This window comes from Agromyces cucurbitae (assembly GCF_058349945.1).
Genome location: NZ_JBYRES010000002.1, coordinates 302,198 through 315,266 on the forward strand (window position 1 = coordinate 302,198; position 13,069 = coordinate 315,266).

11 protein-coding genes are annotated in these 13,069 nt (G+C 72.4%); 5 read left to right on the top strand and 6 right to left on the bottom strand.

Going from position 1 to position 13,069, the window contains the following annotated elements; all coding sequences use genetic code 11:
- Positions 1 to 87 precede the first annotated feature (87 nt).
- Together AC3RJ6_RS08275 and AC3RJ6_RS08280 are read right to left on the bottom strand one after the other, a co-directional pair.
- Positions 88 to 927, bottom strand: coding sequence for a CPBP family intramembrane glutamic endopeptidase (locus AC3RJ6_RS08275; RefSeq protein WP_491426517.1), 840 nt, complete (start codon positions 925 to 927; stop codon positions 88 to 90).
- Positions 924 to 1,733 carry a CPBP family intramembrane glutamic endopeptidase gene (locus AC3RJ6_RS08280; RefSeq protein WP_491426518.1) on the bottom strand — a complete coding sequence of 270 codons (810 nt, stop codon included), beginning with the start codon at positions 1,731 to 1,733 and terminating at the stop codon, positions 924 to 926. The genes AC3RJ6_RS08275 and AC3RJ6_RS08280 overlap by 4 nt, the downstream gene beginning before the upstream one ends.
- Before the next feature lie 98 nt (positions 1,734 to 1,831).
- Here AC3RJ6_RS08280 and AC3RJ6_RS08285 point away from each other — a divergent pair, with 98 nt between their 5' ends.
- Positions 1,832 to 4,042: a winged helix-turn-helix domain-containing protein gene (locus AC3RJ6_RS08285; RefSeq protein WP_491426519.1), complete on the top strand. Its 2,211-nt coding sequence runs from the start codon at positions 1,832 to 1,834 to the stop codon at positions 4,040 to 4,042.
- Between the two features lie 34 nt (positions 4,043 to 4,076).
- Here the strand turns inward: AC3RJ6_RS08285 and AC3RJ6_RS08290 are convergent, their stop codons facing one another.
- Both AC3RJ6_RS08290 and hutH read right to left on the bottom strand, forming a co-directional pair.
- Complete coding sequence (locus AC3RJ6_RS08290; protein WP_491426520.1) at positions 4,077 to 5,603, bottom strand: M23 family metallopeptidase; 1,527 nt, start codon at positions 5,601 to 5,603, stop codon at positions 4,077 to 4,079.
- 360 nt (positions 5,604 to 5,963) lie between these two features.
- Positions 5,964 to 7,526 carry a histidine ammonia-lyase gene (gene hutH / locus AC3RJ6_RS08295; RefSeq protein WP_491426521.1) on the bottom strand — a complete coding sequence of 521 codons (1,563 nt, stop codon included), beginning with the start codon at positions 7,524 to 7,526 and terminating at the stop codon, positions 5,964 to 5,966.
- Between the two features lie 84 nt (positions 7,527 to 7,610).
- Between hutH and AC3RJ6_RS08300 the strand changes: the two genes are divergently transcribed.
- A complete protein-coding gene (locus AC3RJ6_RS08300; RefSeq protein ID WP_491426522.1) occupies positions 7,611 to 8,387 on the top strand; it encodes an IclR family transcriptional regulator in 777 nt (258 codons plus the stop codon).
- 273 nt (positions 8,388 to 8,660) lie between these two features.
- The gene (locus AC3RJ6_RS08305) at positions 8,661 to 9,089 is read left to right on the top strand and encodes a cupin domain-containing protein (RefSeq protein ID WP_491426523.1); all 429 of its coding nucleotides are present in this window, start codon (positions 8,661 to 8,663) and stop codon (positions 9,087 to 9,089) included.
- Between the two features lie 104 nt (positions 9,090 to 9,193).
- On the opposite strand, the gene AC3RJ6_RS08310 is transcribed toward AC3RJ6_RS08305, so the two are convergent.
- The gene (locus AC3RJ6_RS08310) at positions 9,194 to 11,089 is read right to left on the bottom strand and encodes an amidohydrolase (RefSeq protein WP_491426524.1); all 1,896 of its coding nucleotides are present in this window, start codon (positions 11,087 to 11,089) and stop codon (positions 9,194 to 9,196) included.
- A 149-nt stretch (positions 11,090 to 11,238) separates the two neighbouring features.
- Between AC3RJ6_RS08310 and AC3RJ6_RS08315 the strand changes: the two genes are divergently transcribed.
- Both AC3RJ6_RS08315 and AC3RJ6_RS08320 read left to right on the top strand, forming a co-directional pair.
- Positions 11,239 to 11,841 (top strand): TetR family transcriptional regulator, encoded by a 603-nt coding sequence (locus tag AC3RJ6_RS08315; protein WP_491426525.1) that lies wholly within the window; start codon positions 11,239 to 11,241, stop codon positions 11,839 to 11,841.
- The gene (locus tag AC3RJ6_RS08320; RefSeq protein WP_491426526.1) at positions 11,834 to 12,424 is read left to right on the top strand and encodes a TetR/AcrR family transcriptional regulator; all 591 of its coding nucleotides are present in this window, start codon (positions 11,834 to 11,836) and stop codon (positions 12,422 to 12,424) included. The genes AC3RJ6_RS08315 and AC3RJ6_RS08320 overlap by 8 nt, the downstream gene beginning before the upstream one ends.
- A gap of 27 nt (positions 12,425 to 12,451) precedes the next feature.
- On the opposite strand, the gene AC3RJ6_RS08325 is transcribed toward AC3RJ6_RS08320, so the two are convergent.
- Positions 12,452 to 13,060, bottom strand: coding sequence for an antibiotic biosynthesis monooxygenase (locus tag AC3RJ6_RS08325; protein WP_491426527.1), 609 nt, complete (start codon positions 13,058 to 13,060; stop codon positions 12,452 to 12,454).
- Between the last annotated feature and the right edge of the window lie 9 nt (positions 13,061 to 13,069).

Below are 13,069 nucleotides of genomic sequence, written 5' to 3' on the forward strand. Positions count from 1 at the left end.
GATGAGAACAGCCCCCGGGCCGCATCGGCTTCGGGGGCTGTTCGGGTGCTCTGGATGCCGCGACCGCGGTCGCGGCATCCCCGGTGCCTATCGCCCGGGGAGGGCGGTGCCCGGCTCGACGAGGCCCGTGCCGGCCGCGTTCTCGCCGACCTTGCCGCGGATGAAGATCAGCAGCACGAGGCCCGTGAGGATGACGGCGATGTTGCCCTGCGCCGCGAACACGGTGAGCGCGCCGTCGGCCGGGTACAGCGTCTGCAGGAAGATCGACGGGTCGGTCGTCGCGTGCAGCAGGATCGGCCAGATCAGGTTGCCCGTGACGCGCAGGGCGAGGTACATGCAGATGCCGAAGGCGAAGGTGTAGACCAACTGCAGCAGGGTCGGGACGAGCGCCTGGCCCGTGAGCAGGTTGCCCGAGTGCAGCAGGGCGAACAGTGCCGCGGAGACGAGCGCCACCGAGATCTCGCGGTAGCCGCCCTTGCGCATGAGGTCGACCACGAAGCCGCGCGTGAGGGTCTCCTCGGCGAATCCGACGAACAGGCCGGCGACGAGCCAGGCCATCACCATGCCGGCGCCCGCCTCCGCGTAGTCGACGGACGTGAAGCGCAGCACGTTGAAGAGCAGCACGACCACGACCGCGATCCACATCCAGCCGCGCCCGCGGATCGGCTGCGGGCCGAACAGCTCGCGCAACCAGCCGAGCGACAGCGCGAACACGACGAGGATCACGCCGCCGAGCGCGATCGGCAGCGCGGTGCCGACGAAGACCCTCATCGCGGGATCGTCGATGCCGACGAGCAGCGGGCCGAACAGCAACGAACCGCCCTGGTAGAGCGCGTAGTAGACGACGACGGCGAGCAGCGATCGCCACCAGCCTCCGCGCTCCCAGAACCGCCGCCACGGCGACCGGGTCGTGTCGGCGGCGCTCATGCGAGGCTCGCAGCGTTCGGCGCGAGCCGCGGCACGTCGGTGCGCTCGTCGGCGCCGCGGATCACGAACGCGACGACGATGAGGCCGAGCACGCCGGCGATCAGGTTGACGGTGCCGCCGAGGGCTGCGAGCGGGCCCGGGGTGCCGTGCCCGACGGCGAAGGTCGAGAAGTCCCAGAGACCGTGCAGCACCATCGCCCAGATCAGGGTGCCGGTCGTGCGGCGCAGGATGTAGAACACCGTGCCGCCGAGGAAGGCCATGCCCACCTGCGTCGTGGTGAGTCCGAGGTCCTGGCCCGAGAGCGCATTCGTGAAATGCATCAGCGCGAACGCGGCCGAGCTGATGAACCACACCCAGCCCTCGGCGAGACGACTCCGCAGGCCCACGAGCAGCAGGCCGCGGGTCGCCATCTCCTCGGTGAAGCCGACGAGCATGAGCACGATCGACGCGGCGAAGAAGCCGACGTCGTACGAGCCCCAGTCGGTGCTCGCGAGGTTGATGACGAGCGCGACCGCCATGATCGCCGGCACGAAGATCGGCCAGCGGGCGCTGTGCTTGCGGTCGAACAGCGCGGGCCGCCACCATCCGAGCAGGCTCGCCGTGATCGCGAGCAGGATCGCGCCGATGATGAGCGAGAGCCCGGCACCGAGGAAGAGCGTGCCGCCGTCGCGGCCGAAGTCGGTGTACGGAATTCCGCTCAACTGCTGCACGACGAAGACGAGGATGGCGTAGCCGAGCCAGATCGCGAGGCCGATCCAGACTCGAGGACGAACGCGGAGGGCCGGTGCCGGCTCGGTGGAAGTCATGAACAGAAGGTATTGGATCGAGAGGGCCCGGCGGCGAACGGCGTGAGGCGGTGTCCCAGAATTCACCTGGGTGAATCTGTGCGTCAGAATGTGAGGCGATGTTCCCGGCCACGAAGTTCCGCCCGCCGACCCCCGGGACGCAGGCGATCGTGAGGACCGACCTGTTCGACGGGCGCGGCGATGAGCGCCCCGCGGCAGTGGTGGTGCGCGCGCCCGCCGGGTACGGCAAGACGACCGCTGCGGCTCAGTGGATCGACGCGACCGGCCGCCGCGACGCCCGTGCGGGTGCTCAACCGGCGCGGCACATCTGGGTGAGCCTCGACGAGGACGACGATGATCCCGCCGGGCTCTGGACGGCCATCGCGGCCTCGGCCGCTGAGGCCGGGCTCCGCGATGGACCCCTCCCCGAGGCATCCGGGGCCGGCGGAGCGCGGGCGCGCGCGATCGTGCCCCTACTGGACGCCTTCGCCGCGTCGGATGACGACTGGGTTCTCGTGCTCGACGACGCCCATCTGCTCACGCGAGAGGACGCGGTCGCGAGCCTGGACTGGTTCCTCGCCCGCGCTCCCGAGAACCTCACGACGGTCGTGACGACGCGCATCCCGCTCGCACTGCCCGCCTTCGATCGATTCCGTGCTCGAGGCCGAGCGGTCGAGCTGGGTGTCGATGACCTGCGCCTCGACGAGCAGAACATCGCGGGGGTGCTGCGCGACTCGTACGGGCTCGAACTCTCCGCGGTCGAGTTGGCAGGCGTCGAGGAGGCGACTGCCGGCTGGCCCGCGGCCGTCTCGCTCGTGGGCTCGGCCCTCGCGAGAGGTGTGCCGCTCGCCGCCATCGGGGCGCAGCGCCCCGGAGCCGGGGGACTCGACGCCCTCGTGCGCGAGGGACTCTCAGGGGGCTCGCCCGACGATCACGCCCTGTTGCGCTGCCTCGCGGTCTTCGAACGCTTCGACGCCGCGACCGTGCGCGAGGTCGTCCGCGACGAACGAGCCTGGCCGCTCGCCATGGAGGTCGCCGCCCGCACCGGACTCGTCGCGACGCTCGACGACGAGGGCCGCTGGTGGCGCCTGCACCATCTCGTGCGCGAGCGCCTCGCCGCCGAGCTCGAGCGCGAGGATCCGGCCCTGCGCCGAGAGCTGCATCGCCGGGCGTTCGCCGTCTTCGAGCGCGAGCACGACCTCGCCGCGACCATCCACCATCTGCTCGGCGCCGACGACTACGACACCATCGCCGACATTCTCGCGAACGTGCGCAGCACCACGATCGTGCCACGGCAGTCGCTCGGGCTCAGCTGGCTCGACCGCATCCCCGACTCGGCGCTCGACCGCGACCCCCGTCTCGCCTTCTACGAGGCTTGGGCGACGTCGACCGCCGGCGATGCCGCTCGGCGGGACCGCGCGCTCGCGCGCGGCCGGCTCGCTGCCGTCGGCAGGCCGGTCGAGGGCTTCCGCAACTGGGACGACGTCGAGGACTTCGTGCACTCGATGGCGTGCTTCGGCGACGTCGGTGCGGCCCGGCGCGCGGGCGAGCGATTCCTCGCCGCGTACGACGCCTCGAGCCCGCTCATGCCGCTGGTCGCGATGCGGACGGCGTCGATGCGCTATCTCGACGGGCGGTGCGTCGAGGCGCTCGAGTTGCTCGACGACGTCGAACGCGTCGGGCCGCTCGCTCGCCCGCTGCGGCTGTTCGTCCCCGCCTACCGCGCGCTCTGCCTTCTCGAGCTCGGCGATCGCGCAGGGGCCGCGGCGCAGGTGGAGCGGGTCGTGCAGGCCAGGGTCGCGTTCAAGATCGGCCCCGACCCCGTCTACCTGCCGGCCGAGCAGGCGCTCGCCAGGCATCGCACCGAATCGGGCGACGCGATCGGCGGGCGGGCGATCGCCGTCGACGCACTCGAGACCGCACGCCAGCAGGGCGACTCGGTGCTCGTCGTGCCGCACCTGCTCCTCGAGCTCGCGCGCGCGGAGCTCGCGCTCGGCCGCAGCGCCGAGGCGGCGGTGTCGCTCAACCGGGCGGAAGAGCTGTGCGTCGGACTCGCCGACCCCGGCGCCCTGCCGGCACGCATCGCGCAATTGCGAGAGCGCTCGAGCGCCCGCCGCGGCGCCGCGCGCGAGCGCGAAGCCCTGAGCCGTCGGGAGCTCGAGGTGCTGACCCTGCTTCCGAGCCCACTGAGCGCGGCCGAGATCGGATCGGAGCTGTTCGTGTCGACCAACACCGTGCGCAGCCATGTGAAGTCGATCCACCGGAAGCTCGGCGTCACCACTCGGGCCGAGGCCGTGGCCGCGGCGCGTCGCGCGGGGCTCATCACCTGAGGGAGACCCGTCGACCGCGCGACGGGCACCGGGCTCAGCGCAGGTCGATGCCGCGTGCGGCCATGAACGGCACGGCGTCGACCGCGCTGCCGTCGATGCGCACCTCGTAGTGCAGGTGGCATCCGGTCGACGCGCCGGTCGAGCCGACTGCGCCGATGAGCTCGCCCGCCTCGACCTTCTCGCCGGGCTTCACGAGGATGCCGCCGTCGATCAGGTGCGCGTAGCCGGTCGAGATGCCCGAACCGTGGTCGATGAGGATCCAGTTGCCGTAGGAGCCGTTGCGGCGGGCGTCGACGACGGTGCCGCCCGTCGCCGCGTACACGGGTGTGCGGCAACCGGTGGCCAGGTCGGTGCCGCGGTGGAAGTCGTTGACCCCCGGCAGCGGCTTGTCGGGGCGCGGGCCGAAGCCGTCGGTGATGCGACCCGTGACCGGCATCGACCAGCCCTGGTCGCTCAGCTGGCCCGAGTCGGTCGGCAGCGTCTCGATGAAGGCCACGCTCGCCGAGGCGACGCGCGTCTTCAGGCCCGAGAGTGCGGCCCGCGCGGCGGTGACGGCGCCCTCGGCCTTGTCGACCTTGCGCTCCGCTGCTTCGACGTCGATCGCCTCGACGTCGGCCCACGCGTCGTCGGCCCGCTGCTGTGCGGCCTCGGCCTCGGCGTCGAGCTCGGCGGTGATCTTCAGCAGCTGGTCGGTGTCGCCGGCGATCTCGGTGACGCGGGCGACACCGCCGAGTCCGGCGAGCAGGTCACGGCCCGAGCCGAACGCGGCGACCATGGAGTTCAGGGAGGCGTCGCCGCCCTTCGCCGCGGCGACGTACGAGGCCGCAGCGGAGTCGGCCTTCGTGCGCGCCTGCTCGGCGAGCGTCTGCATGCGCTCGGCGATGCCGCGCGCCACCTCGCGGGTCGAGCGGGCGGCGTCGAGCTCGGCCTGGGCGTCGCGCAGCGCCGCGATCGCGCGGTCGAGCTTCGCGCGGGCCTGGAGCAGCGGGCCGACGTTGGAGTCGACGCTGCCGGTGCTCGCGATGCGGGCGAACGGCCCGTCGCCGATGAGCACGACGGGAGCGCGCGGCGCGGTCGCCGGCGTGGTCGGCGATGACGTGGCCGTCGGCGTCTCGGTGGGCGTCGGGTCGTCGGTCGGCGTGGGCTTCGGCGTCTCGGTGGGCGTCGGCGTCGGGTCGTCGGTCGGCGTGGGAGTCGTGGTCGGGGTCGGGGTCGGCGTCGGAGTCGGCGTGGGAGTGGGGGTCGGCGTCGGCGTCTCGGTGGGTGTCGGCGTCTCGGTGGGCGTCGGCTCTTCGGTCGGCGTCGGCGTCGGGTCGGTCGTGCCGTCGCCCTCGGTGGTCGTGCCCGTTCCGCTCGTCGCGCCGGTGTCGCCGGTCGTGCCGCCGTCGACCGGCTCTTCGCCCGCGGTCGCGTCGGTGGACGTCGCATCGGTGGACGTGGCGTCGGTCGAGGTCGCGTCGGGCGCATCGTCGGTCGTCGTCGTCTCGGACGTCGTGCTCGTCGCCTCGGCCGTCGTGGTCGCATCGAGCGGTGCGGCCTCTTCGGCGACTGCCGGTGTCATGCCCCCGACGCCGATCAGCACAGCCACTGCGGCGGCCGCGATCGCCGTACCGCTCGGGCGCGTTCGTCGCGGGCGGAGCGGGTCGTGCTGGTTCAAGGCGAAGCGGTGGGGCATAGGGTTCCGTTCGGTTTGCCGGTTCCGGGCCGACGAATCCCAGTCTCGCATCGACCCGGTGAGGGCACAACAGGCTGGTTCACAGGCTTCGTGCCCTCTTCGGGGGAGACTTGGTACCCGATTCCGGACGCCGTGGGGCTGCCCTGGCGGTGCGAGGGCGGGCCCGGAGCACGAACAAGGGCCGCCGCGATCGCATCCGGAACTGATGCGACCACGACGGCCCTTCGGCGTCGGCGGGGACTCCGGTCAGTCGAGCCGGCCGGCGACCGACGCCGCCTCGGCCGCGACGCGGCCGCTCGCAACCGCGGCGGCGACGGCCTCGATCTCGGGCGACAGGAAGCGGTCGGGGCCGGGGCCCGCGCCGAGCGACTCGGTGAGCGCGACGACGGCACCGGTGGGGGCGCCGGGCTCGAGCGGGGCGCGCAGCGCGAGGCCGCGGGCGGCGGTCAGCACCTCGATCGCGAGCACGCGCGAGAGCCCGTCGACGGCGCGACGAAGCTTGCGGGCGGCGGCCCACCCCATCGAGACGTGGTCCTCCTGCATCGCCGACGACGGGATCGAGTCGACCGACGAGGGCACCGCGAGGCGCTTCATCTCGGAGACGATGCCGGCGGCGGTGTACTGGGCGATCATGAGGCCCGAGTCGACGCCGACCTCGTGCGCGAGGAAGGGCGGCAGGCCCTGGTTGCGGGCACGGTCGAGGAAGCGGTCGGTGCGACGCTCGCTCATCGACGCGACGTCGGCCGCCGCGATCGCGAGGAAGTCGAGCACGTACGCGACGGGGGCGCCGTGGAAGTTGCCGTTGGACTCGACGCGGCCGTCCTTCGTGAGCACGGGGTTGTCGACGGCGCTCGCGAGCTCGGCCTCGGCGACCGAGATCGCGTGGGCGACCGTGTCGCGCGCGGCGCCGTGCACGATCGGGGCGCAGCGCAGCGAATAGGCGTCCTGCACGCGGCCGTCTTCTGGGCCCTTGTGCGAGTGGATGATGGGCGAGTCCGCGAGGAGCTTGCGGAAGTTGCCGGCCGAGATCGCCTGGCCGCGCTGCGGGCGGAGCGCCTGCAGGTCGGCCGCGAACACGGCGTCGGTGCCCATGAGGCCCTCGACGCTCATCGAGGCCGAGATGTCGGCCGTCGTGAGCAGCATCTGCAGGTCGGTGATGGCGAGCGCGAGCATGCCGAGCATGCCGTCGGTGCCGTTGATGAGGGCGAGGCCCTCCTTCTCGCCGAGGCGCACCGGTGTGATGCCCGCCGCCGAGAGCGCGGTCGCGGCATCCGTGAGCTCGCCCGAGGCGTCGCGCACGTCGCCCTCGCCCATGGCGACGAGCGCGCAGTGGGCGAGCGGGGCGAGGTCGCCCGAGCAGCCGAGCGAGCCGTACTCGCGCACGACGGGCGTGATGCCGGCGTTGAGGATCGCCGCGTACGTCTCGGCGGTCTCGCGACGCACGCCGGTGCGGCCGGTCATGAGCGTCGAGAGACGCAGGAGCATGAGGGCGCGCACGACCTCGCGCTCGACCTCGGCACCCGAGCCGGCGGCGTGCGAGCGCACGAGGCTCGCCTGCAGCTGGGCGCGGCGGTCTTCGGCGATGAAGGTCGTGGCGAGGGCGCCGAAGCCCGTCGAGATGCCGTAGTGCGGGTTCGGGTCGGCGGCGAGGCCGTCGATGATCTCGCGGCTCGCGGCGACCTCGGCGAGGGCGGCGGGGTCGAGCACGACGGGGGCGTCGTGGCGAGCGACCGCGACGACGTCGTCGATGCTCAGGCCGGCGATGCCCACGGTGACGGCGGTGGGGGTCGAAGTCGCGTTGCTGGTCATGCTGCTATTCCACAACGGGGATGCCGCCTGCGGGAGGCCCGTTCGATGGTGGCTGTCTGGCATCCCGGACGCTACGCTTGCCGCATGGCGACTTCGAAGGTGCCGGCCGCCGACCAGACGCTCGCGATTCTCGCGCACCTCGCCGCACAGCGCGGTCCGGTGCCCGCCGCGACGATCGCCCAGGCGCTCGAGCTGCCGCGCTCGACCGTCTACCACCTGCTCGCCGTCATGCAGGAGCGCGGCTTCGTCGTGCACCTGCCCGAGGGCCGGCGATACGGGCTCGGCATCGCCGCGTTCGAGCTGTCGAGCGGCTTCAGCCGGCAGCAGCCGCTCGCGCGGCTCGGCGGACCGCTCGTCGCGTCGCTCGTCGACCGCATCGGCGAGAGCGGCCACCTCGCCGTGCTGCACGGCCGCGACGTGCTCTACCTCGTGGAGGAGCGCGCGCCTCGCCGCCCGTCGCTCGTGACCGACGTCGGGGTGCGCCTGCCCGCGCACCTCACGGCGACCGGCCGTGCGATGCTCGCGGCCCTGCCACCGGCGCAGCTGCGCGCGCTCTACCCCGACCGCGCCGCGTTCGCCTGGCGCGGCGACCCCGAGGCATCCGGCAAATGGCGCTACTCGCTGCTCAAGCAGGTGCTGCACGGCGTGCGCGAGGCGGGCTTCGCGGGCGAGAACGGCGAGGTCACCGAGGGCCTCGCCTCGGTCGGCGTCGCGGTGCTCGATCACGTCGGCTGGCCGGCGGCCGCGATCGCGGTCACCTATAGGGCCGACTCGGATGCCGCGGAGCGCGCCGACGAGATCACCGCCGCTGTCCGTGCCGCCGCCGGCGAGCTGTCGCGGCGCATCGGCGCCTCGCGCTGATCGTCGTCGCGCCCCCACCGTCCCGGGCCCCACCGTCCCCGCCCCATCATCCCGGGCCCGCCCCGTCACTCTCCGACCCTTCCTCGGTTCCGCGAGTCGCCAGAAAACGTCCTGAACGCCGCCGCGAACAGCATTTTCCGGCGACTCGCGTTGGTGCCGCGCGGTCGTCCGCGGCCGCACGGCCGTGAGTCGCCGGAATGTGTCGGGAAATCGACGAGGAGGGACGCTTTTCGGCGAGTCGGCACATGCGACCCGGCCGGTAGCGTGGCCGGTATGACGGCATACGAGGTTCTGGAGATCGGCGCGCTCGACGATTGGCGCTCGCACTACGGCGGCTTCCGCCCCGACAGCTCGCGCGACGGGCGGCGCGTGGTCGACCACGACCTCGAGATGCAGTACATCGGACTCACCGCCAACGCGCTCGAGCCCGGCGAGGAGGCCGGCTACTGGCACACGCACGCGCGCATCGAGGAGCTCTACGTCTTCCTCTCGGGTCGCGGGCAGATGGGCCTCGACGACGAGGTCCTCGAGGTCGGACCCGGCACGGTCGTGCGCGTCGGCCAGGACGTCGCGCGCACCTGGCGCTGCGCTCCCGACGGCACCGAGCAGCTGCGCTGGCTGTGCATCCGCGCGGGCGGCGCCGAGCTGCCCCACCTGCCCGACGACTCGCAGCGCCTGCCCGAGAAGCCGATGCCGTGGTGACCCCGGTCGAGTAGCGGAGAGTGTCGAGACGGCGTCGGCCCGACACGCGAGCGGGCGGCCGCAGCGACGCTCGTCGCCACGGCCGCCCGTGATCGGTCGGTACGTCACATCACCGGGCGCTCCGCGTCGGAGTACACCGGCTCGCCGCGCAGCATCGTGAGCAGCACCTTCGTGTCGGAGATCTGCTCGGTCGGCACCTCGAAGATGTTCTGGTCGACCACGATCAGGTCGGCGAGCTTGCCCGCCTCGATCGACCCCGTGACGTCCTCTTCGTGCAACTGGTACGCGACGCCCCAGGTGGCCGCCTTGACCGACTCGATGAGCGTGATCGCCTCGGCCGGGGTGAGCGCGCCGGGGTAGATCGCCTTGGCCGGGTCGACCTCGCCCGTGCGGTCGACGGCCGTCTCGATCGCCGTCCACGGAACGAGGTCGGTCACGGGCCAGTCGGAGCCCGAGGCGACGACCGCACCGCCGTCGAGCAGGCGCCGCGCCGGGTACATGCTGTCGATCACGTCGTCGTCGATGTACCCCTCGATGCCCTGCGTCGACCAGGCGTCGCGCTGCGCCCATTGGAGCGACATGCTCGCGATCACGCCGAGCTCGCCGAAGCGGGGGATGTCGGCGTCGTTGACGAACTCGAGGTGCGTGATCGTGTGGCGGCGGTCCCAGGCCGGGTTCTCGTCGGCCGCGCGCTCGAAGTTGTCGAGCGAGACGCGGGTCGACCGGTTGCCGAGCGAGTGCACGTGGACGTTCCATTCGTCGGCGTCGAGCTTCGAGAACCCGAGCGCGCCGTCTTCGCACGACGGCTCCTCGCCGCGCTTGTCGCCCGGCTCCCAGTGCGGGTGCTCCGCGCTGCCGGTGTTGACGTTGTACGGGTCCTCCATCGCCGCGGTCTGGCCCGGGAACTCGGGCACGCCGTCGCAGAAGATCTTGACCGTGTCGATGGCGAGCTCACCGGGGCTCGCCGGGTTCGCGTAGCCGTCGAACTCGGCGCGAACCGCGTCGAGGCCGGCGATGAACTCGTCGATCTGCTCGTCGGTGGCGCCGCGCACGGCCGACGCCGAGAGCGCCTGGTTCAGGTGCACCGTCAGCTTGCCCTCGTCGGCCAGGCGCTTCGCGCGCAGCGCGTCGTTGCGGCTGCCGCCGGGCCGGAGGATCTGCGTGATGCCGAGGCTGTTCGCCTTCTGGATGTTGCGGACGAACTGCTGGTACGACTCCTCGGGGGTCTGCGGCAGCGCCGGTCCGAAGTTCGCGGAGAAGTCGGCGAACTGGCCGTTCGGCGTGCCGTCGGCCTCTCGGCCGATGAAGCCGTCGGTCGGGTCGGGGGTCTCGGCCGTGATGCCGGCGTTCTCGATGGCCTTCGTGCTGGCGTACGCCTTGTGGCCGTCCATGTGACGCACGACGATCGGTCGGGTGGTGCCCGTGCCGAACTCGTCGGTTCCGGGGGCAGCGGTCAGCCGATCGAGGACGTGCCGGTCGAGCCGGGTGCCGTCGGGCAGCATGCCCTCGCCCATGAAGTTGCTCACCTCGAGCACGTAGTCGGTCATGAGATGGGCCGACTGGTCGGCCGACGTGAGGCAGGCCTTGATCTTGCCGAGCACGGTCTCGATCGTGCCGCCCTCGTAGCCGAGGTCGCACTGCAGCTTGCGCGCACCGTGCAGGTGCCCGTCGCCGAGGCCGGGCATGAGCAGCTTCCCGTCGAGGTCGACGACCTTCGTGCCCGAGCCGATCCACTGCTTCGCCTGGCCCTGGTTGCCGACGTACCGGATGACGCCGTCGTCGACGACCACGGCATCGGCGAAGCGATAGCCCCTGCCCTGCTCCGTGTACTGGAGCACGGTGCCGTCGAGGAACACCGTGTCGGCGGCGGGCCGCTGCTTGCCGGCGCTCGCCGGCGTGGCTGCGGCGGACATCAGCCCGCCGGTGAGGGTGAGCGCCGCGACCGCTGCCGCAGCGCCGACGACGTGCGACCGACGCGGCCGCCATCTGTTGGTTCCCACGCGTTCCTCCTTGAACTCGTTGCCGCCGCGAGCCGGCGGACGACCCCGCACGACGACGTTGACGACGGGTTAAACGCACCCTAGAGGTGTTTTCAAAAAATGGTCAATACCCGGCGGACGACCGGTCACCCGTTGCCTAGAATTCAGTGGTGTCTCGACGCGGAGGAAGCCCGAAGTCGGAGGCGACGCGGGCGGCCATCCTCGCGGCCGCCGACGCCGTGCTGTGCCGCGAGGGAACCGAGGGGTTCCGGGTCGAGGCCGTCGCCGAGGCGGCCGCCGTCTCGACGTCGCTCATCTACTACCACTTCCGGGATCGCGACTCGCTGCTGCGAGCCGGCCTCGCACAGGCGCTCGGCGCGTGCGGGCCCTACGTGCCGCCCGACGCCGTCGGCGGCCCCATCGAGCGGCTCGTCGAGGCGCTCGCGTGCTACCTCGGCGTCACCGGCGAGCTCGCACCCGGCGATCGCATGTACGCCGAGGGCATGCGCGCGGCCGTCTTCCACGAGTCGCTCAGGCCGACGCTGGCCGCGACGCTCGGTCGCTGGGAGACCCTGGTCGCCTCGCTCATCGACGAGGCCGCACCCGCGACCGACCCGGCGTCGCGCGACCGGCTCGCCGCGTCGCTCACCGCGCTCGTCGACGGCCTGCAGCAGCGCGTGCGCTCGGGCGTCATGACGACGCAGGCCGCCCGCGCGCTCGTCGAGCGCGCGACCCGCGTCGCGATCGCCCCGACCGGAGCCGGCCGTGGCTGAGGCACGACCGGGCGGCCGCGAGCGCATCCTCCGCGCGGCCGCAGAACGCATCTCCGAGGTCGGCCTGCAGGCGCTGTCGCTGAAGGACGTCGCCGAGGCCGCCGACGTCACGATCCAGCTCATCTACTACCACTTCCCGAACCGCGAGGCGCTCGTGCGCGCGTGCCTGCGGTACGCCGCCGACGAGGCGCCGTCGGTCAACCTGCTGCGCGACGCCGGCGACGTCACGGGGCTCCAGGCGATCCGCCGCGCCCTGCACGCCGAGTTCGACGAGACGCCCGTCGTGCGCGACGAGAACCTCATCTGGAACGAGATCACCGCATTGCCGATCGTCGATGCCGGACTGCGCGACGAGCTCGACCGGGTGACCACGAACTGGAACGAGCAGCTGACGATCGGCGTGCTCCGCGGAATCGCCGACGGCTCGATCGACAGCCCGCTCGCGCCGGCCGAGCTCGCCGCCGTGCTCACCGCGACGGTCGAGGGGCTCAGCCAGCGCTGGCTCGCGGGGCTCGCCTCACCCGACGAGGCGCGTCGGGCGCTCGACGAACTGCTCTTCGCGCTCGCCGCGGCCGGGCGCTGAGGCCCGGTCCGAGACCATCCTGCGTCACTACTCGGCCGACGGCTTCGGCTGCTTGTGCAGCCAGCGGTGCAGCATGCGCGTGACCCAGGGCAGCACCCAGTAGGTCATGATCGGCGTGAGCACGAGCGTGGTCGCGAGCACGCGCAGCCAGATCGGCAGGTCGCCGAAGCCCGGCACCGGTGCGACGAGGTACGAGAACACGAGGTTCACGGGGAAGAACCCGAGCCAGATCGCGACGGCCTGCTTCCAGCGCGGAGGTGCGAACGGCACCGCGGCGTCGAGATCGATCGCGCCCGAGGCATCCGTCGCCGGAATCGACCCGGTGGCCGGGTCGTCGAACCAGCCCTCGATGCCGGTGCGGCGCTTCGAGCGCTCGCTGCGCACGAAGCCCTCGCCCATCGAGAGCCACCACTCGCGCTCGGCCGAGCGCTCCCACGCATCGAGCGTCTCCTCGCTCGCGAACCGGTAGAGCATGTGCCACACCTGCGACGACTCGCCCGCGCGCACCCACCCCGAGCCGAGGAAGCCGGGGTACTTGTTCGCGAGGTTCACCCCGGTCTGCACCCAGGCGGTCGCCTCGGAGATGCGCGCCGGGTCGACCTCGCGCCGGATCGAGACGGTGATGGGTTCGGACATGCTGGGTTC